Source organism: Brevundimonas sp. (assembly GCF_036732845.1).
Taxonomy (GTDB): Bacteria; Pseudomonadota; Alphaproteobacteria; order Caulobacterales; family Caulobacteraceae; genus Brevundimonas.
Genome location: NZ_DAINBO010000035.1, coordinates 1 through 18,772, shown reverse-complemented (window position 1 = coordinate 18,772; position 18,772 = coordinate 1). Strand labels below are relative to the sequence as shown.

The 18,772-nt window shown below is 69.0% G+C and carries 23 protein-coding genes; 16 read left to right on the top strand and 7 right to left on the bottom strand.

Annotated elements, in window-relative coordinates:
• Window positions 1-913: hypothetical protein (locus V7D63_RS10920; RefSeq protein ID WP_333592309.1), on the top strand; the 913-nt coding region annotated here is incomplete at its 5' end.
• Here V7D63_RS10920 and V7D63_RS10915 read toward each other — a convergent pair.
• The 3 genes from V7D63_RS10915 to secA form a co-directional block, all read right to left on the bottom strand.
• On the bottom strand, window positions 910-2,079 hold the full coding sequence (locus V7D63_RS10915; RefSeq protein ID WP_333592308.1) for an aminotransferase class V-fold PLP-dependent enzyme: 1,170 nt from the start codon (window positions 2,077-2,079) through the stop codon (window positions 910-912). The two genes, V7D63_RS10920 and V7D63_RS10915, sit on opposite strands and share 4 nt — an antisense overlap.
• 50 nt (window positions 2,080-2,129) lie before the next feature.
• Entirely contained in the window at window positions 2,130-3,512 is a 1,383-nt protein-coding gene (locus V7D63_RS10910; protein WP_333592307.1) for a serine hydrolase domain-containing protein, read from the bottom strand.
• A gap of 71 nt (window positions 3,513-3,583) precedes the next feature.
• Window positions 3,584-6,430, bottom strand: a complete 2,847-nt coding sequence (gene secA, locus V7D63_RS10905) for a preprotein translocase subunit SecA (RefSeq protein WP_333592306.1) — start codon at window positions 6,428-6,430, stop codon at window positions 3,584-3,586.
• Between the two features lie 276 nt (window positions 6,431-6,706).
• Between secA and V7D63_RS10900 the strand changes: the two genes are divergently transcribed.
• From V7D63_RS10900 to V7D63_RS10875, 6 genes are read left to right on the top strand one after another with little or no spacing between them, the layout of a single operon-like run.
• Window positions 6,707-7,660 (top strand): foldase protein PrsA, encoded by a 954-nt coding sequence (locus V7D63_RS10900; protein ID WP_333592305.1) that lies wholly within the window; start codon window positions 6,707-6,709, stop codon window positions 7,658-7,660.
• Window positions 7,657-9,024 carry a bifunctional glutamate N-acetyltransferase/amino-acid acetyltransferase ArgJ gene (gene argJ / locus V7D63_RS10895; protein WP_333592304.1) on the top strand — a complete coding sequence of 456 codons (1,368 nt, stop codon included), beginning with the start codon at window positions 7,657-7,659 and terminating at the stop codon, window positions 9,022-9,024. Before V7D63_RS10900 ends, argJ begins: the two co-directional genes overlap by 4 nt.
• 18 nt (window positions 9,025-9,042) lie before the next feature.
• Window positions 9,043-9,255, top strand: coding sequence for a hypothetical protein (locus tag V7D63_RS10890; RefSeq protein ID WP_333592303.1), 213 nt, complete (start codon window positions 9,043-9,045; stop codon window positions 9,253-9,255).
• Window positions 9,233-9,553: a type II toxin-antitoxin system RelE/ParE family toxin gene (locus V7D63_RS10885; protein WP_333592302.1), complete on the top strand. Its 321-nt coding sequence runs from the start codon at window positions 9,233-9,235 to the stop codon at window positions 9,551-9,553. Before V7D63_RS10890 ends, V7D63_RS10885 begins: the two co-directional genes overlap by 23 nt.
• Window positions 9,550-9,954 carry an 8-oxo-dGTP diphosphatase MutT gene (mutT, locus tag V7D63_RS10880; RefSeq protein ID WP_333592301.1) on the top strand — a complete coding sequence of 135 codons (405 nt, stop codon included), beginning with the start codon at window positions 9,550-9,552 and terminating at the stop codon, window positions 9,952-9,954. Before V7D63_RS10885 ends, mutT begins: the two co-directional genes overlap by 4 nt.
• Window positions 9,955-9,981: 27 nt before the next feature.
• Window positions 9,982-10,161 carry a Flp family type IVb pilin gene (locus V7D63_RS10875; protein WP_333592300.1) on the top strand — a complete coding sequence of 60 codons (180 nt, stop codon included), beginning with the start codon at window positions 9,982-9,984 and terminating at the stop codon, window positions 10,159-10,161.
• Window positions 10,162-10,221: 60 nt separating this feature from the next.
• Here the strand turns inward: V7D63_RS10875 and V7D63_RS10870 are convergent, their stop codons facing one another.
• Window positions 10,222-11,082, bottom strand: coding sequence for a methyltransferase domain-containing protein (locus V7D63_RS10870; RefSeq protein WP_333592299.1), 861 nt, complete (start codon window positions 11,080-11,082; stop codon window positions 10,222-10,224).
• A 3-nt stretch (window positions 11,083-11,085) separates the two neighbouring features.
• On the opposite strand from V7D63_RS10870, the gene V7D63_RS10865 reads away from it, so the two are divergent.
• The 7 genes from V7D63_RS10865 to V7D63_RS10835 all read left to right on the top strand — a co-directional run bounded on the left by V7D63_RS10865 (window position 11,086) and on the right by V7D63_RS10835 (window position 15,280).
• Window positions 11,086-11,874: a ComF family protein gene (locus V7D63_RS10865; RefSeq protein ID WP_333592298.1), complete on the top strand. Its 789-nt coding sequence runs from the start codon at window positions 11,086-11,088 to the stop codon at window positions 11,872-11,874.
• Between the two features lie 72 nt (window positions 11,875-11,946).
• A complete protein-coding gene (gene grxC / locus V7D63_RS10860; protein WP_333592297.1) occupies window positions 11,947-12,204 on the top strand; it encodes a glutaredoxin 3 in 258 nt (85 codons plus the stop codon).
• Window positions 12,205-13,047 carry a carbon-nitrogen hydrolase family protein gene (locus V7D63_RS10855; RefSeq protein ID WP_333592296.1) on the top strand — a complete coding sequence of 281 codons (843 nt, stop codon included), beginning with the start codon at window positions 12,205-12,207 and terminating at the stop codon, window positions 13,045-13,047.
• The gene (locus V7D63_RS10850) at window positions 13,044-13,472 is read left to right on the top strand and encodes a DUF1178 family protein (protein ID WP_333592295.1); all 429 of its coding nucleotides are present in this window, start codon (window positions 13,044-13,046) and stop codon (window positions 13,470-13,472) included. The genes V7D63_RS10855 and V7D63_RS10850 overlap by 4 nt, the downstream gene beginning before the upstream one ends.
• 7 nt (window positions 13,473-13,479) lie before the next feature.
• Window positions 13,480-14,295 (top strand): AraC family transcriptional regulator, encoded by an 816-nt coding sequence (locus V7D63_RS10845; RefSeq protein ID WP_333592294.1) that lies wholly within the window; start codon window positions 13,480-13,482, stop codon window positions 14,293-14,295.
• A gap of 29 nt (window positions 14,296-14,324) precedes the next feature.
• Window positions 14,325-14,792 carry a DUF6265 family protein gene (locus V7D63_RS10840; RefSeq protein ID WP_333592293.1) on the top strand — a complete coding sequence of 156 codons (468 nt, stop codon included), beginning with the start codon at window positions 14,325-14,327 and terminating at the stop codon, window positions 14,790-14,792.
• The gene (locus tag V7D63_RS10835) at window positions 14,777-15,280 is read left to right on the top strand and encodes a GNAT family N-acetyltransferase (RefSeq protein WP_333592292.1); all 504 of its coding nucleotides are present in this window, start codon (window positions 14,777-14,779) and stop codon (window positions 15,278-15,280) included. Before V7D63_RS10840 ends, V7D63_RS10835 begins: the two co-directional genes overlap by 16 nt.
• On the opposite strand, the gene ubiG is transcribed toward V7D63_RS10835, so the two are convergent.
• Genes ubiG through V7D63_RS10820 form a run of 3 tightly spaced genes read right to left on the bottom strand, consistent with a single transcriptional unit; the run spans window position 15,277 to window position 16,853 of the window.
• Entirely contained in the window at window positions 15,277-16,020 is a 744-nt protein-coding gene (gene ubiG, locus V7D63_RS10830) for a bifunctional 2-polyprenyl-6-hydroxyphenol methylase/3-demethylubiquinol 3-O-methyltransferase UbiG (protein WP_333592291.1), read from the bottom strand. The two genes, V7D63_RS10835 and ubiG, sit on opposite strands and share 4 nt — an antisense overlap.
• Window positions 16,007-16,390, bottom strand: a complete 384-nt coding sequence (locus tag V7D63_RS10825) for a type II toxin-antitoxin system VapC family toxin (RefSeq protein WP_333592290.1) — start codon at window positions 16,388-16,390, stop codon at window positions 16,007-16,009. The genes ubiG and V7D63_RS10825 overlap by 14 nt, the downstream gene beginning before the upstream one ends.
• The gene (locus V7D63_RS10820) at window positions 16,383-16,853 is read right to left on the bottom strand and encodes a hypothetical protein (RefSeq protein ID WP_333592289.1); all 471 of its coding nucleotides are present in this window, start codon (window positions 16,851-16,853) and stop codon (window positions 16,383-16,385) included. Before V7D63_RS10820 ends, V7D63_RS10825 begins: the two co-directional genes overlap by 8 nt.
• Window positions 16,854-16,963: 110 nt before the next feature.
• Here V7D63_RS10820 and V7D63_RS10815 point away from each other — a divergent pair, with 110 nt between their 5' ends.
• Together V7D63_RS10815 and V7D63_RS10810 are read left to right on the top strand one after the other, a co-directional pair.
• Window positions 16,964-18,238 carry an aspartate kinase gene (locus tag V7D63_RS10815; protein WP_333592288.1) on the top strand — a complete coding sequence of 425 codons (1,275 nt, stop codon included), beginning with the start codon at window positions 16,964-16,966 and terminating at the stop codon, window positions 18,236-18,238.
• 113 nt (window positions 18,239-18,351) lie between these two features.
• Window positions 18,352-18,772 (top strand): GAF domain-containing protein (locus V7D63_RS10810; protein WP_333592287.1); only part of this gene is annotated, 421 nt, incomplete at its 3' end.

The window sequence follows — 18,772 nt, the reverse complement described above, 5'->3', positions numbered from 1 at the left end:
GAACGGTGAAGCTGGAGTGCGCGTTCCGATGCGTCGGTTTTTCATCTGGTCGGCCCTGGCGGCCCTGATCGGCCTGGTCCTGGCGGGCGGCGGCTATTGGGCCTACTGGAATTCCTACGCCCGCTTCCAGCCGGTGACGATCACCCGCCATCAGGCCGAGATTCAGCGGCTGCTGGATGAGGCCTCGTGGGTCTCGGGCGGCGGCGGCGGACAGCCGCTGTACGTCGTCGGCTATCGCGACAGCGCCGCGACGCAAGGCTATGAACAGCAGGAAGGACCCAAGCTGCGCGCGGCGGGGGTCGAGACCCGCGTCGTCATGTTCGCGCGGCCCGACCGCGAGGGCCTGGCCCAGTCCACCGCGGCCGAACGCGCCACGGTCGCCGAACTGTGGCTCAGCCGCGACTGGACCCTGTATCAACGCTGGACCGCCACCCCCAGCCGCCAATGGACCGCCGCGGGCCTGCCTGTCGCCGACGGCAACCTGGCCCGCTCGGCCGTGGTCGAGGCCAGCCGCCAGTTTTCGGATCGCCTGGGGTCGCTGCTGCGCGACGCCGGGGTGTCGACCCAGTATCCGCTTATTCTCTGGCGTGACCGTCAGGGTTTCCTGAAGGCCTGCGCCTGTTCCGACAAACGCTCCTGGGCCTTCATCCGTGACGATCTGGGCGCGCCCGATAGCGTCGACACGACGGTGGCCGATCCCAATGCCGCGCCGCCCTTCGTCGCGCCCGGCGACGGCAGCCCGGAGGGCCTGCCCTATCCGACCCTGCCGCCGATCCCGCCCGCGAACGGGACCGCCACGACGGACGGCGCCGACGCGCCGACGGCGTCCGACGACGCCCAGCGCCCGGCCCGCCCCCCCGTCACCCGCGCTCCGCCCGAGGCGAAGAAACAGGACGACACGACCTTTTTCTAACTCAGGGTTTCGGCGCAGGCCGCGATCAGCCGCGCCACGTCCGCCGGGTCCTGGTACGGGCCGAAGCCGAAGCGAATGACGTCGTCGCGCACGTCGGTGACGACATTCGCCGCCGTCAGCGCCTTTTGCCAGACGCCCGCCTCGGCGTGGCGCAAGGCTAGGAACCGCGCTCTCGGCCCGTCCGCGTCGGCGATCGGATTGATCAGCTCGGCCTGACCCAGTCGCCCCGCGCGCCCGTCCGAAACGGCCGCCTGGAACGTCGTCATCAGACCGCGCGCATGGCGGGCCATGTCCGCCGTCGTCAGTCCGGTCTCGGCCAGCATCCGCCGCACGGCGTTGAACCGGTACAGCGGCGTCACATCGAACGTCGCACCCCAGAAGCGGCCGCCGTCGGCGCGATAGCCGACCCCGCCGGGCGGTCCCTCCAGATCGCCGAACTCGGCGAACCAGCCGGTCGCGACCGGGCGCGGACAATATCCGGGCGGCGCGTGCAGGAAGCAGCAGCCCTCGCCCGACATGGCGTATTTGTATCCGCCCGCCAGATAGAAGACCCGGTCGGCGACCCTGGACAGGTCGGTCGGCGCGGCCATGAAGCCGTGATAGCCGTCGATGACCACCCACGGCCCGGCCGGGTCGGCCAGTTCCGCCAGCGCCTCGACCGCCCCGAACGTCTGGCCGGTGCGAAAGAAGACCTGGCTGACCAGGATCAGATCGAACTCGCCCGCCCGGGCCGCCGCGACGAAGCGGGCGTCGAAGGTCTCGAACGGATGCAGGGGAACTCGCGTCACCACGGCCTCGCCCGCCTCTTCCCAACGCTGGGCCTGGCGGCGGAAGGAGTGGAATTCGCCGTCGGTCGACAGGATGCGCACGGGCTTGCGCGCCACGCCCGAGACCAGCCGCAGCAAGAAGTCGTGGGTATTGGGCGAAAACACCACGCTGGCCGGATCGGGCAGGCCCAGTTCGGCGGCGACATGGCTCTGAGCCTCGGGAATGATCTCGCCGAAGATCAGATCCCATTTGCGGTCGGCGTGGCGGTTGGCGTCTTCCCAGGCCCGCGTCTGGGCGTCGAAGGCGGCGTCGGGCCACAGGTGGTGGCTGTGCGCCGCGAAATGCAGCCGACCGGGCGCCAAGGCCAGGGCGCGCGAGAACAGGGACTTCGTATCCATGCCCCGGTTTGGCATGGGGGCTGGAACTGCGCCAGTCAGTGTCGGCCCAGTCAGGGCCGCCGCGCGGGATGGCTCTCGCCCCGGAAAGTCAGGGTCCAGCCCGTCACGGCGCTCGCCCCGTCACGCTCGACCCGCATCACGCCCTCGAAGAAGGGCAGGTAGAAGACATCGCGGCCCTCGGGCAGCAGACCGGCTCGGAACCGGCCCGGCGCGGCTAGGAACAACCGACCGTCCTGAAGCGTGACCGTCACGTCCAGCGCGCCCATTCTCCAATCTCCGATCAGCCCCTCGGCCCAGGCCGGGTCCATGGGCGCGATCAGGTGCGGCCGTGGGACCTCATAGGGACGGCTCCCCGCGATCAGGGCCAGATCGCGGGCGACGACGTCGAACCGCGCGCCGCCAAAATTGCTCAGCACGGCGATGGTCAGGCCGGTCGCGGGGTCGAGGGACAACCGGCTGACGAAGCCGGGCAGCACGCCGTTGTGCGCCAGGCCGCCGTTCGGCGTCAGCATCCAGCCCAATCCATAGCCCGCGCCCGTCGGATCGCGCCGGATCCGTTCGGCGTCGTCCGGCGAAAGCGCGGCGAGATAGCGGTCGCCGAACCGCGCCAGATCGGCAGCGGTCGTCAGCAGGGCCGCATCGCCATGACCCGCGCCCGGCACGGCGGCGGGAACCGCCCGCATCCACTCCGGTCCCGGCGTGCGCCCGGCGGCCAGCACCTCGCTGGAAGGCTCGTCGGTCCCGATCAGACCGGTCGCCAGGCCCGGCGCCGGACCTTCGCCGCCCAGTCGTGCGGCCGTCAGCCCGAAGGGGTCGAACACGGCTTCGCGCACATAGGTCTCGTAGCGCTGACCCGAGGCGCGCGCGATCACATGCGCCAGCAAGACATAGCCGGTGTTGGAATAGGCGAAGCCTTTGCCCGGCGCGAAATCGAGCGGTCGCTCGCGCGCCCAGTCGATGACGGCCTGGGCGCTGTCCGGCCGCCGCATCATCGCCGTCCACGTCGGCGAACCCATTTCCAGCGCCGCCTCATAGTCCGGCACGCCCGCCGTATGAGCGAGAAGCTGTTCGAGCGTGATCGCGCGCCACGTCTCGGGACACGGCGCGATGAAGCGGCACAGCCTGTCGTCGAGCGCCAGTTTCCCGGCGTCGCGCAGCCTGAACACGGCCAGGGCCGTCATCGGCTTGGTGATGGAGGCGGCCTGAAACAGGGTGGCTGGCGTATTGGCTCCGCCGGCCAGGTCGGAAGGCCCATAGGCGCCCTGAAACAACAGCTCGCTGTTCTTCATCACGGCGACCGCGCCGGTGAAATGCCCCAGCTCCACGCGCGCCCGCATATAGGCGTCCATGCGCGAAGCGAGGTCGTCGGCCCTGGCCGTCGAGCCTAGGCCCAGAACCAGCACCGCGAGCAGGATCCTCACCCAGACAAACATGCCGCCCCTCCATTAAGAAGGGCGGCACGGTCGTCGGCGAATGCGGCGAAGATTAGTCCGTTTCGGACTAATTAAATCAGCGCGCCGTGGCAGTGTTTGAACTTGCGGCCCGAGTTGCAGGGGCACAGCGAGTTGCGCGGGGTGCGTTCCCAGTCGACCGGCAGGGCGCCGACCGGCAGACGCGCGCGGTCGTCGCCTTCCAGACGGCCTTCCGGCAGTTGCGCCATCGGGTCGGCCATCTCGTTCTCGCCGGTGCCGGGGTTCAGGTGGATCTCCTGGAACTCAGGCAGTTCGGGCGGCGGCTGGAAGCGGAACTCGACCGTCATCAGCCAGCGCGTGACGTTGTGGCGCAGGTCGTACAGCAGGCTTTCAAACAGGTTGAAGGCCTCGGTCTTGTATTCGTTCAGCGGATCGCGCTGGCCGTAGCCGCGCAGGCCGATGACGCCGCGCAAGTGGTCCAGATGCGTCAGGTGCTCGCGCCACTGCATGTCGATCATCTGCAGCAGGAACTGCTTTTCCAGACCGCGGGTCTGTTCGGCGCCGATCTGTTCCAGACGCTCGGCGGCGCGGGCGTCGGCGGCGGCGACCAGGCGTTCCTCGACTTCCTCGTTGGACACGCCTTCTTCGGCGGCCCAGTCGTGCAGCGGCAGGTCCAGACCCAGGGTCGACACGACCTTCTCATGCAGGCCGTCGATGTCCCACTGCTCGGCATAGGCCTTGGGCGGCATGTAGCGTTCGACCAGATCCGAGATCACGTCGTTGCGGAACTCGCCGACCAGGCCCGACAGGTCCTCGGCGTCCATGAATTCCTGGCGCTGCTCGAACACGGCCTTGCGTTGGTCGTTCACGACGTCGTCGTACTTCAGCAGGTTCTTGCGCATGTCGTAGTTGCGCTGTTCGACCCGCTTTTGCGCCGTCTCGATGGCCTTGTTCAGCCAGGGGTGGGTGATGGCCTCGCCCTCGGCCACGCCGAAGCTGCGCATGATCGAGTCCAGACGGTCGCCGGCGAAGATGCGCAGCAGGTCGTCTTCGCACGACAGATAGAATTTCGAGGTGCCGGGGTCGCCCTGACGGCCGGTGCGGCCGCGAAGCTGGTTGTCGATGCGGCGGCTCTCGTGGCGCTCGGTGCCCAGGACGAACAGGCCGCCGGCGGCCAGGGAGACGGCCTTCTGGACCTCGATCTCGGCCTTGTACTGGGCCTCCATGGCGGCCTCGGCCTCGGGCGTGATCTCGACGGCCATGTTGCGCTGGTCGGTGCGCCAGCGTTGCAGGCGCATCTCCAGGTTGCCGCCCAGTTGGATGTCGGTGCCGCGACCGGCCATGTTGGTGGCGATGGTCACCGCGCCCGGCAGGCCGGCGTCGGCGACGATGAAGGCCTCCTGCTCGTGCTGGCGCGCGTTCAGGACGTTGTGCGGAATGCCTTTTCCGGTGGCCCACTCGATGTCGTAGGCGTCGTCGCCGACCTTCTGGGCCTCCTTGTCGCGGCCCGCGTATTCGGGCTTCAGCGTGCGTGTCTTGGCGACCTTGTATTCATAGCGGCCCAGAAGTTCCGACAGGGTCTCGGACTTCTCGATCGAGACGGTGCCGACCAGGATGGGCTGGCCGCGCACGTGGCAGTCGGCGATCTGGGCGCACAGGGCCAGGTTCTTCTCGGCCTCGGTGCGATAGACCTCGTCGTCGAAGTCGATGCGCTGGATCGGGCGATGGGTCGGCACCTCCAGCACGTCCATCGTGTAGATGTCGTGGAATTCCTGGGCCTCGGTGGCGGCCGTGCCGGTCATGCCCGACAGCTTGCCGTACAGGCGGAAATAGTTCTGGATGGTGACCGAGGCCAGGGTCTGGTTCTCGGGCTGGATCTTGACGTCTTCCTTGGCCTCGATGGCCTGGTGCAGGCCTTCCGACAGGCGTCGGCCCTGCATCATGCGGCCGGTGAACTCGTCGATCAGCATGATCTCGCCGGCGCGGATGATGTAGTCCTTGTCGCGCGTGTACAGGGTGTTGGCGCGCAGGGCCTGGTTGGTGTGGTGCACCAGGCTGACGTTGGCGGCGTCGTACAGGTCGGTGGTGTCGGGGGCGAAATGGCCGCCGGCCTCCAGCATCTCCTCCATCCGCTCCGAACCCAGTTCGGTCAGCAGGGACTGACGCTGCTTCTCGTCCAGCTCGAAGGTGTCGGGATCCTTGATCAGCTCCTTCACCATGGCGTCCAGGATCTTGTACAGCTCGGATCGGTCCTCGGTCGGACCCGAGATGATCAGGGGCGTGCGGGCCTCGTCGATCAGGATGGAGTCGACCTCGTCGACGATGGCGAAGTGGTGGCCGCGCTGGACCATCTCGCGCCGGTCATAGACCAGGTTGTCGCGCAGATAGTCGAAGCCGAATTCGTTGTTGGTGCCGTAGGTGATGTCGGCGTTGTAGGCCTGCTGGCGCTGGCCCTGCGACAGGCCGTTGACGATGACGCCCGTCTCCAGGCCCAGGAAGCGATAGACGCGGCCCATCCATTCGGCGTCGCGCTTGGCCAGATAGTCGTTGACGGTGATGACGTGCACGCCCTGGCCGGCCAAGGCGTTCAGATACACCGGGGCCACGGCGACCAGGGTCTTGCCCTCGCCGGTGCGCATCTCGGCGATGCCGCCCTCGTGCAGGATCATGCCGCCCGCCAACTGGACGTCGTACTGACGCTGGCCCAGCACCCGCTTGGACGCCTCGCGGGCCACGGCGAAGACCTGGTTCAGCATGGAATCGAGCGTCTCGCCCGCCGCCAGCCGATCCTTGAAGGCGAAGGTCATCATCCGCAGTTCGTCGTCGGACAAGGCCTCGAACTGGGCCTCCAGGGCGTTGATCTTCTGCACCTGGGCCATGAAGCCCTTGACCTTGCGGTCGTTGGAGGAGCCGAACAGTTTCTTGGCGAAGCCGAGCATGGGCGATCCGGTAAGGCGATCGAGCGGGTGAAAGCTCTGGACTGTGGTCCGTCAAGGACCGTTGCGGCGCCGCGGAAGGGTCTGGATCGAAAGGCGGCCGCCGCGCCGGCGAATGGCGCATGCGAAGGGCCGCGCGTACGATCGAAAACCCCTCGACTTGGGCGCAGGCGGGACTTAAGCACCGGCCTTACCCCTGTCAACGCAAGGGGCTTTGCGACGCGGGGCGAAGGTCCGGCGCCGAGGGCCTCGGAACCGTCCCGACGGAGCGCCCCGCCGATGCGAAATCCGCGCCTGAACCTGATTATCGCCGCGACCCTGTGCGTGGCCCTGGCCGCGTGCGGCGGCGGGGGCGGCGAGGGGCGCGCGCCCGAACCCGGCGACCGCGCCGTGGCCAAGGTGCAGGACCAGACCATCTGGGCCTCGGACGTCCGGCGCGAGGCGGTGGCCCAAGGCCTGGTCGGCGAGGGAGAACCGCTTGACGTCACCTCGGGCCTGTTCCGCCGCGTGCTGGACGAGGTCATCGACCAGAAACTGCTGGCTCATGAGGCCGAACGACGCGGCCTGGACAATTCGCCCCTGGCCCAACGCCGCCTGCAGGCTACGCGCGAACGCATCCTGGGCGACATGCTGGTCGAGACGGTGGTCAACGGCGCCATCACCGACCAGGCGGTCCAGACCCTGTATCAAGAGCAACTGCGCCTGGCCCGGATCTCGGAGGAGATCCGGGTGCGCCTGATCCTGTCGCGGACCAAGCCCGAGGCCGACGCCGTCATGGGCATGCTGGGCCAGGGCGCCCAGTTCGAGGCCGTGGCCATGGAACGGTCGATCGACGAGGCCACCAAATATTCCGGCGGCGACCTGGGCTATTCGACGCCCGACGTCATGCCCCAGGCCTATGCCGTGGCCCTGCGCGACCGGCCGGCCGGTTCGACCGTCGGCCCGTTCCAGACCGAGGGCGGCTGGGCCGTGCTGCGGGTCGAGGACCGCCGCCGCGAAAGCCCGCCGACCCTGGAGCAGGCCCGGCCCCAGATCGTGCGCTACCTGACCTATGAAGGCGTGCGCCAGCTTCTGGAGCAGCTTCGCGGCAAGGCCTCGGTGGATATGCTGCTGCCCGGTCCCGCGGGCGGCGAGGCGGCCGAACCGGCCTCCGCCCCCCGAACCGTCGCCCCCGCCCCCGCGCCGCCCGCCGCCACGCCCGCCCCCGCCGCCAAGGGATCACCCAAGTCTTGAGCAAGAAGCCGACCGACGCCGCCAAGGCCGCCCTGGAGAAGGCCCTGGACCCTCTGGCTTCCGCCTTGAAGCCGCTGACCCGCCGGGCCACGGACGCGACGCCTGCCGCCGCACCGGGCAAGCCTGGCCTTCAGGTCTCGCCCCTGGCTGTGCCGTTCCCGAAGATTGCGCCCGTCGGCGGGGTCGAGATGGCGGCCGCGCGGGCCGGTTTCTACAAGCATGAGCGGCCGGACCTGGTCGTGTTCCGTTTCGCCAAGGGCACGACCTGCGCGGGCGTCTTCACCCGCCACAAGGTCGGCTCGGCCCCCGTGGACTGGTGCAAGCGGCATCTGGACGCCGAGGGCGGCGGATCGGACGTGCGGGCGCTGGTGGTCAACGCCGGCTGCGCCAACGCCTTCACCGGCAAGGCCGGGGCCGACGCGGCCCGGCGCACCGCGTCCGAGGTCGCCAAACGTTTCGGCTGTCGCCAGCGCGACGTCATGCTGGCCTCGACCGGGGTCATCGGCGTGGTGCTGGATGACCGCAAGATCGCCGCCCGGCTGGCCGACGTCGAGGCGGGGCTGGACGCCGACCGTTGGGCCGCCGCCGGTCAGGCCATTATGACCACTGACACCTTCCCCAAGGGCGCCTATGCGGAATGCCGCATCGACGGGGTCAAGGTGCGCATCGCCGGAATCGCCAAGGGTTCGGGCATGATCGCCCCGGACATGGCCACCATGTTGGCCTTCATCGTCACCGACGCCGCCATCGCCCCGCCGGTGCTGCGCGCGCTTCTGGGCGTGCACGTGCGCACGACCTTCAACTCGGTGACGGTGGACGGCGACACCTCGACCAATGACACCTGCCTGCTGTTCGCCACGGGGGCCTCGGGCGCGCCGCGCATCGGCCGGGTCGGCGACCGGCGGCTGAAGGACTTCTCGGCCGCCCTGGACAAGGTGATGCTGGACCTGGCGCACCAACTGGTCCGCGACGGCGAGGGGGCGACCAAATTCGTCAAGGTCACCGTCGACGGCGCCGCCAGCCCCGCATCGGCGCGAAAACTGGCCAAGTCGATCGCCGACAGCCCTCTGGTCAAGACGGCCCTGGCGGGCGAGGACGCCAACTGGGGCCGGGTCGTGATGGCCGTGGGCAAGACCGAGGAACCGGTCGACCGCGACCGCCTGGCGATCCGCTTTGGTCCCCATGTCGCCGCCATCGACGGCGCCCCGTCGCCCCACTACGACGAGGCCAAGATGAGCGCCTATATGAAACGGCCCGAGATCGACATCACCGTCGATGTCGGCTCCGGCCGCGCCTCGGCCACCGTCTGGACCTGCGACCTGACCAAACGCTACGTCGAGATCAACGGCGACTATCGGAGCTGATTGGGGTAGGATGGCAGCATGACCCAGCCCGCTGAGAATAGCGTCGACGCCTTCCTGTCCGACCAGCAGTTCGAGGACCTGGCCGAAGGTAAACTATCGCCCGAGGCGCTCGCTCAATTGCGAACCGAGGTCCAGGCCGTGCTGGACGATCCCGACGACAGCATCAGCCATGACGCGGTCTGGTCTCGCCTCGAGCAGCGAATGAAACGTGCCGTCTCGCGCGCCGCTTGATCTCGTCTATCGTAAGGCGGCGGCCCGGGACCTCGATGATCTCTTCGATTTCATCGCTGAGGATCGGCCATTGGCCGCCGAGCGCTTCCTGCTGGAGATCAAGCGCGCCTGCGAAGGCCTGTGCTGGTTCCCGTTCATCGGTCAGCAGCTCGATCCAGACAATGATCGGGTCCGTGTCCTGACCATCAGGCGACGCGCCGCCGTCAAATTTGTCGTGACGGAGCGAGCTGTTCACATCCTTGGCGTCAGCTACCAGGGCCGCGATCTCAAGGCCTTATTTGCGGATCGCAAACCATGACCCTGAAGACCGTCCTCGTCGTCGCCGTGGCCCTGATCGACGCCGACGGGCGCGTGCTGATCGCCCAGCGGCCCGAGGGCAAGCAGTTGGCCGGGCTGTGGGAGTTTCCGGGCGGCAAGGTCGATCCCGGCGAGCGGCCCGAACAGGCGCTGGTCCGCGAGTTGAAGGAAGAACTGGGCATCGACGTCACCGAGGCCTGCCTGGCGCCCTTCGTCTTCGCCAGTCACGCTTACGAAACGTTTCACCTTCTCATGCCATTGTATCTGTGCCGGCGATGGTCGGGGCAGGTGGTCCGCAAGGAGCACGCGGCCCTGAAATGGGTCAGACCGAACCAGCTTTCGGACTATCCCATGCCCCCCGCCGACGAACCGCTGGTCGCCTGGCTGCGCGACCTGCTCTGAGCTGCGGCGTCCAGAAGGGAGGGCCGGATGAGACGTTTCATCGCCCGCTTCCTGCGTGACGAGGCCGGGGCCACGGCCATCGAATACGGCATCATCCTGGCCTTGATGTTCCTGGTCATCCTGTCGGCCGTGACGGCCTTCGGCGGGACGTCGTCGGGCATCTTCAACAAGGCCATGAATACGCTCAGGGGCGCGATGGGCGGCTAGCCCGTGTCGGGTCGCGAGATCCCGAAGGGCCGACGATCGCGGGCCAAGAAATAATGGGGGCTAGTCCCGCCCCTGTTCCTTGACCCCCAGAGCCTCCGCCAGCCGCATCTTGGCCGAACCGCGCGGCAGGGGCTTCTGCTGGCTTTCATGCGGCGCCCATCCGGCCATCTGCACGATCTCGAAGGTCGCGGGGATGCGGCCGTCGGCTTCGGCGTGGCGTTCGGCGTAGAGGGCGGCGGCGCGGGCGGCGATGTCGCGGGTCAGGGGGCGGATCACGCCCGTCAGCGCATTGGTCTCGCCCATGGCGCGCAGGTCGCGGACCAGGGCGAACAGGTCGCGATAGCGCACCGTCACCCGGTCGACGTCGGTCACCGGCAGGGCGAAACCGGCCCGCTGCATCAGGGCGGCCGCGTCGTAACCGTCGGCGAAGGGCGATACGCGCGCCTGCGCCCCGCCGCGCACCTGAAGCTCGGCCTCGGTCAGGACGCCGCGCAACTCCTTCAGCGTCCCGGCGCCGAACAGGGCGCCCAGGAACAGGCCGTCCGGCTTCAGCGCCCGTTTGATCTGGGCCAGGGCGCCGGGCAGGTCGTCGATCCAGTGCAGGCCCAGGATCGAGACGATCAGATCGGCCGACCCGTCCGTGATCGGCAGGGCCGTTTCGCCCGGCGTCGCCGCGACGGCGCGCACCGGCCCGACACGATCGCCCACGCCGCTGTCGGCCAGGGCCGCGGCGAAGACGCCTGGATGCGGCGACAGGTCGACGGCGGTCGGAAAGCCGCGCAGTATCGCCTCCAGGCTGTTCACCGCCTCGGCGGCGGCGCGCCGGTGCAGGAAGTCGGCCTGTTGGAAACGCCGCTCGGCCCGCGCCAGACGCGACGCGCGACGAACCGGATCGAACAGGCGGGGCGGGGGAGATTGCATCACATGCAAGATGGCGGCTGGGGCGAGGCATTGAAAGGCGCGAGTTTGCGGCTGCGACGCCTGGGCCGGGGCGTCGCCGATCTGATCCTGCCGCCCATGGCCCATGACAGCCCCGAGGCGACGGCCTCGGCGGGGCTGACGCCCGGCGCCTGGAGCCGGGTGGTGTTTCTGGAGGCGCCGGTCTGCGACGGTTGCGGCGCGGCGTTCGAGGCGGACGGCGGCACCTTCGCCGCCGACCGCTGCGCCGCCTGCACGGCCCGGCCCTACGCCTTCGGCCGGGCGCGGGCCGCCTGTGTCTATGACGAGAACAGCCGAGACCTGATCCTGCGTTTCAAGCACGGCGATCAGCAGCAGTTCGGCCCCCTGTTCGCCCGCTGGATCAGCCGCGCCGCCGCCGATCTGATCGCCGAGACCGATGCGGTGGCGCCCGTGCCCCTGCATCGTTCGCGGCTGCTTTCGCGCCGCTTCAACCAGGCGGCAGAGATCGCCCGGCCTCTGGCCCGCTCAGTGGGGCGTGACTATCTGCCCGACGCCCTGGTGCGGGCGAAACCGACCGCCAGCCAGGGCGGAAAGTCGGCGCGCGGGCGGCGCGAGAACGTGAAATCCGCCTTCGCCGTCACCGAGGCGGGCGCGCGTCGCATCCGAGGCCGGCGCATCCTTCTGATCGACGACGTCCTGACCACCGGCGCCACCGGCGAGACCTGCGCCAAGGCCCTGCTGGCCGCCGGCGCGCGGGCGGTGGATCTGGCGGTGGTGGCGCGGGTGCGAACCGCGCGCGAACTGACTATGTAAGCCTCTAACGCTCATCGCGCGTCCCCGCCCGCACGGGGATGACCGGCTCGCGTTTTGTTATGGAGATCTGATTTGGCCGACGTCGTCATCTACACCAAGCCCGGCTGCCCTTACTGCTACGCCGCCCTGTCGCTGCTGATGAAGAAGGGCGCGAAATACACCGAGATCGTCGCCGCCAACGATCCCGAGAAGAAGGCCGAGATGGTCCAGCGCGCCAACGGCCGCGCCACCTTCCCGCAGATCTTCATCAACGGCGACCACATCGGCGGCTCGGACGACCTGCACGCTCTGGACCGCGAGGGGAAGCTGGACGCGCTTCTGGCCGCCTGAATGGGTCGGACGCTGGACATCGCCTTGATCCAGACGCGCACGCCCGCGACGGCCGAGGCGGGTCTGGCCCATGTCGCGCCCCTGATCCGCCGGGCGGCCGAGGGCGGCGCGCGCCTGGTCCTGACGCCTGAGGGGACCAATCTGCTGGAGCAGCGTCGTGATCGACGCGGCGACGCCATCCGCGATGAGGTCGATGATCCGTGCGTCCAGGGCCTGCGCGCCCTGGCGGCCGAGCTGAAGATCTGGCTGCTGATCGGCTCGGCCATCGTGAAATCGGGCCATGTGGGCGACGACCGCGCCGCCAACCGCAGCCTGCTGATCGACGACACGGGCGCCGTCGTCGCCCGCTATGACAAGCTGCATGTCTTCGACGTCGATCTGCCCAACGGCGAGGTCTATCGCGAGAGCGCCAACATCCGGCCCGGCGACGCGGCGGCCGTGGCCGAGACGCCGTGGGGACGGCTGGGCCTGACCGTCTGTTACGACGTGCGGTTTCCGCACCTGTTCCGGCAATTGGCCAAGGCGGGCGCCGCGATGATCGCCGTGCCCGCCGCCTTCACCGTGCCGACCGGAGAGGCGCATTGGGAGACCCTGTTGCGCGCCCGGGCCATAGAGACCGGCGCCTTCATTCTGGCTCCGGCGCAAGGCGGGCTGCACGAGGACGGGCGCCGCACCTGGGGCCGTTCGACCGTCGTCGGCCCGTGGGGCGAGGTGATCGGAAAGCTGGACAACGACGACCCCGGCGTGCTGTTCGCCACGCTCGATCTGGACGCCGTCGACACCGCGCGCCGGGCCGTTCCCGCCCTGACCCACGACCGCGACTTCGCCCCGCCCGTCCGATGATCCGTTACGCCCTGACCTGTGACCACGACCATGGCTTCGAGACCTGGTTCGCCTCGTCCGCCGACTATGACGCCCAGGTCGAGCGCGGCCTGGTCGAATGCCCGGTCTGCGGCTCGGTCCAGGTGCGCAAACAGATCATGGCCCCCGCCGTCTCGGGCGTGAGGAAGGCGGCCGCGCCGGATATGGCCAAGATGCAGACCCTGATGATGCAGGCCGCGCGCGAGGTCCGCGCCCACGTCGAGCAGAATTTCGATTACGTCGGCGACGCCTTCGCCCGCGAGGCGCGCGACATCCATGAGGGCCGCTCCGAAAAGCGCGAAATCTACGGTGAGGCCACGCCCGCCGAGGTCAAGAAGCTGAAGGACGACGGCGTGCCCTGCGCCCCGCTTCCGGCCGCGCCGCCGGACCCCGCCAAGCTGAACTGACCGCGTCATGGGGAATCAGGAGCGATATCAGGAGTTCGCGCCGCCCGAGGCCCTGAAGCCCTGGGTGCGGGTCATCTGGACCTATGCCGCGCCGCATCCCAGCCGCACGGTCCAGCGCATCGCCCCGGACGGGTGTCCCGAACTGGTCGTCGATGTCGGCGATCCCTACGAGGAATTGCACGACGACGGCGTCTTTCGGCTTCAGCCGCCGCGCATCTTCGCCGGTCAGATGACGCGGCCCCTGGCCATCCGACCGGTCGGGCCGGTGGAGTTGGTCGCTGTGCGGTTCGAGCCGGACGGCGCGCGCGACTGGCTGGGCGCGCCGCTGGTCTCGGCCACCGATCGGCGACTGGATGTGACCGACAGGCTTGCGGGGCTGAGCGTCCCGGCCGGAGAGCCCGAAGGCCAGGCGGCGGCTGTCGCCGACTGGCTGGAGGCCCAGCGCCGCCTGGGCGATTGGCGCATCGAACCCGATGTGCGGGCCGAGATCGCGGCGATCCGGGCCGACCGGCCGACGCCCGCGCGCGACCCGGCCGAACAACGCGCCCTGCAACGCCGGTTCCTGGACCGGGCGGGGGTTTCTCCGCGCGCCTTGAGATCGGTGTTCCGTTTCCGCAGCGTGTTCGATCATGTGCTGGGCGGCGATGCGGCCGGCTGGCTGGAGGCCGGGCTGACGGCGGGCTATTTCGACCATCCCCAGATGGCCCGCGACTTCCGCCGTTTTCTGGGCTGCACCGCCACGGAATGGGCGCGCGAACAGGTCGAGCTGGCCCGCGCCCTGGCGACGGAATCGTACAAGACGACGGACGGCGCGGCGGTCTAGACAGGACGAAACCGAGGGAGACGCCCGCCATGTTCGCCACCGCCTTGATCGCCGCCCTGCTGCAAACCGCCGCCTCTCCCAGCGTGGACGATCTGGGCTGGATGTCGGGCTATTGGCTGTCCTGCGGTCCCCAGGGCGAAGTGGCCGAGACCTGGACCGATCCGCGCGGCGGCCAAATGGTCGGCCACAGCGTCACCCTGACCCCGCGCGGACGCACCGATTTCGAAATGCTGCGGGTCGCCCCGGCCGACGGCGTGGCCGCCTATCACGCCCAGCCGCGCGGTCAGGCGCCGACGGTGTTCAAGGTCATCGCGGGCGACGGCGACCACGTCGTCTTCCAGAACCTGGAGAACGACTTCCCGCAACGGATCATCTATCGCCGTCAGGGCGCCGACATCATGACCGCCCGCATCGAAGGCTCCATCGACGGCCGGGAGCAGAGCATGGAATGGCGCTTCGACCGGCGCGAGCTGAACGCCCGATGCCCGGCCGCCTGACCTGGCGGCCGATGGCGCAAGGCGACCTGGACGGGGTCGTCGCCGTGGCCCGCCTCGCCTTTCCCGACCATCCCGAAGACCGCGCCTGTTTCGCCGAGCGGCTGGACCTGAATCCGTCCGGCTGTTTCGTCCTGGACGGGATCGACGGGGTGCGCGGCTATCTGATCGCCTATCCGTGGACGGACGCCTCGGCGCCGGCCCTGAACACCCTGATCGGCGCCGTCCCCGCCGACGCCGCGACGATGTATCTGCACGACTTGGCCCTGCACCCAGATGCGCGGGGCGGCGGTCACGCCCGTCCGATCGTCGAGCGTCTGGCCGAACGGGCGGCGGCCGACGGGTGGCCGTCCCTGTCGCTGGTGGCGGTCAATGACGCGGCGCCCTTCTGGGGGCGGCTGGGCTTTCAGCCCGTCGACGACCCGGCCATGGCGGACAAGCTGGCCGCCGCCTATGGCGCCGACGCCCGCTACATGGTGCGCCCGATCTAGTCGCGCAGGCCGACCATCATGAAGTTGATGTCGGCGTCGCCCTCGCTCCAGCGGTCGTTCAGCACGTCATAGGCCAGGCCGAACGGGCCTTCGACGCTCAGACCGGTTCCGTCCAGCATCCCCGCGACCTCTTCGGGCTTCAGGAACTGACTCCAGTCGTGGGTGCCCGCCGGGACCCAGCGCAGAATGTATTCGGCCGCCACCTTGCCCAGGGCCAGCGACTTCAGCGTGCGGTTCAGGGTGGCGATGATCATCAGCCCGCCGGGCTTCACCAGCCCCGCCGCCGTGCGCAGGAATTCGCCCGGATCGACCACGTGCTCGACCACCTCCAGCGTCAGCACCACGTCGAACGGCCCGGCGCCCTCGGCGGCCAACTGCTCGACCGTGGCGTTGCGATAGGCGATGTCCAGCCCGACCTGTTCGGCGTGGGCGCGGGCCGTGCCGATGTTCTCGGCCGAGGCGTCCAGGGCGGTGACGTCGAACCCCATGCGCCGCATCGGCTCGGCCACCAGGCCGCCGCCGCAGCCGACGTCGATCAGGGTCAGGCCCTCGAACGGCCGGATCGCCTTCGGATCGCGGCCGAACCGCTCCAGCGCCCGACGGCGGATGAAGTCCAGCCGCGCCGGATTGAACCGGTGCAGCGGCGCGAACGGGCCGCGCGCGTCCCACCATTCGGCCGCCTGGGCCGAGAAGCGGGCCACGTCGGCCGGGTCGATCGACGGGCCTTCAGCGGATGACATTGACCACCACTCCCGCATCGATCGCCGCCCAGGCCCGGTCGACGGTAAGCACCGGCAACTGTTCGCGCGCCGCCAGGGCCAGGCAGGCGCGATCACCCAATGAAAGCCCCTGGTCCCGCGTCGGGCCGCGCAACTGTCCGCATCTCAGCGCCAGGTCGAGGTCCATATCGACGGTTTGGCAGGGCAGGCTCGCCGCGATCAGCGTCGCCTCGGCGGTCGAGGCCCCCTTGTCGATCAGCTTGGCCAAGACCTCGCTGACGTTGACCACCGAGATCAACGCATCCTCGATCACGGTCTCGACCCGATCCGCGCCCGGCTCGTCCTGGAGGAGCGCGAGAACCGCCGAGGCGTCCAGAACGGCTTCAGCCATGTTTGGCCTCTTTGCGCCGATCCCGGATCAATTCGGCGGCCATGCTTTCACCCGGCCCGACCAGCCGGGCCACCAGCTTCTGCGCGCGCCGCAGCGATGTGCGTGCGCTCATCATCTGAAGCCGGTCGCCATCCAGTTGACCGACGATGACGCCGCCCGACTCGGCCCCCAATCGGCGCACGACGTCCGACGGAATGACCAATGTGCCGTCCCGCGCGACTTCCAGCCGAAAGATCGATCCGGTCGCAGCCTTGGGCTTGTCCGAAGCCGTCGGCGCGGCCGCGCCCGATCGTCGTTGCTTCTTGATCCGATCCGCCTCGAGAACATTGCGCACGTGCTGATATTTCCGCTCGACGATACGCGCGATGTCCGCCCGCGCCACGCCGGCCGCGTTCAGCGCCCGGATCTTGTCCGAAATGGTGCTTTGACCGGCCGCGATACGATAAGGGTCCATGACATCCATTCCTGTGGTACATTGTTGATAGTTTGTATTTTGATAGTTTGTCAACTCGGATTGTGAAAATCGGTCGGACTGGCTAGAAGCCGCTGAAGCGCAAGGAACGATCTGCCACGATGATGCGGCCCGACACCTCTCGATTGGTGATGAAGTTCGGCGGCACCTCCATGGCTGACCTGGAGCGCATCCGTCGCGCCGCCCGCATCGTCGCCGCCGAGGTTCGGGTCGGAAAGCGGGTCGCCGTGGTCGTCTCGGCCATGGCCGGCAAGACCAATGAACTGGTCGCCTGGACCGACGGGGCGGGCAAGCCGGGCGGGGACGTGGCCCTGTCGGACGACGAATATGACGTGGTGGTCGCCTCGGGCGAGCAGGTCACGGCGGGTCTCTTGGCCCTGACGCTGCGCAATATGGGGCTGAACGCGCGAAGCTGGATGGGTTGGCAGATCCCGATCCTGACCGACGACGCCCACGGCCGCGCCCGCATCGAGGACGTGCCGGGCCAGGTCATCGGCGCGGCCGTCGACACCGGCGAGGTGGCGGTGGTGCCGGGCTTCCAGGGCGTCACCCGCGACGGCCGGATCACCACCCTGGGCCGCGGCGGATCGGACACTTCGGCCGTGGCGGTGGCGGCGGCCATGAACTGTCGCTGCGACATCTACACCGACGTGGACGGCGTCTATACGACCGACCCGCGCATCGAGAGCCGCGCGCGGCGGCTGGAGCGGGTGTCCTACGAAGAGATGCTGGAGATGGCGTCCCTGGGGGCCAAGGTCCTGCAGACGCGCTCGGTCGAACTGGCCATGGCCAAGAAGGTGCCCCTGCGGGTCCTGTCCAGCTTCATCGAACCCGACGAGAATGGAAACCTGCCGACGGTCGCCGGCACCCTGATCTGCGACGAGGAGGAGATCGTGGAACAACGCATCGTGTCCGGCGTGACCATGAGCCGAGACGAGGCCCGCATCACCCTGTTGGGCCTGGGCGACCGCACGGACGCTCCGGCGGATGTCTTCACCCGCCTGGCCGAGGCCAGCGTCAATGTCGACATGATCGTGCAGAGCCAGGCCCGCACCGAAGGCGCGGTCAACCTGACCTTCACCACGGGCCGTCGCGACGCGGCGCGCGCCGCCGACCTGATGCGCGCGGCGCAAGCCCAGCTCGGTTTCGAGGAGCTGCGCCTGGATGAGGATGTGGCCAAGGTCTCGGTCGTCGGCGTCGGCATGCGCAGCCACGCGGGCGTGGCCCAGACCATGTTCCGCGCTCTGGCCGACAAGGGCATCAAATTCCAGGCCATCTCGACCAGTGAGATCAAGATCAGCGTGCTGATCGACGCCGCCTATGCGGAACTGGCGGTTCGCGCCCTACATTCGGCTTACGGGCTGGATACGGTCTAGATTGGCAGAGCTTCGACGCCCATGTTGGCGTCGCAGGAACGGAGGGACCAGTGCCGCTGGGCGGATTGACGACGAGGGGGCCGCGAAACCTCCTGCGCCAGATCCGCGAGGCCATGGCCGGCGCGGGACCGGCTCAGGAACGTCTCGACATGGTCGTGCGCACCATCGCCCAGTCGATGGTGGCCGAGGTCTGCTCCATCTATCTGCGGCGCGCCTCGGGCGAGCTTGAGCTGTTCGCCACTCAGGGCCTGAACCCCGAGGCCGTGCACAACACCCGGCTGCGCCCCGGCGAGGGCCTGGTGGGCGAGGTGGCGCGGCTGGCCCAGCCGATCAGCCTGTCGGACGCCCCGACCCATCCCAGCTTCTCCTACCGTCCCGAGACGGGCGAAGACCCCTATCACGCCTTCCTGGGCGCGCCCCTGCTGCGCGGCGGCCGGGCCATCGGCGTGCTGGTCGTGCAGAACCGCGCCGAGCGTCGTTATGACGAGGACGAGGTCGAGGACATCCAGACCATCGCCATGGTCCTGGCCGAAA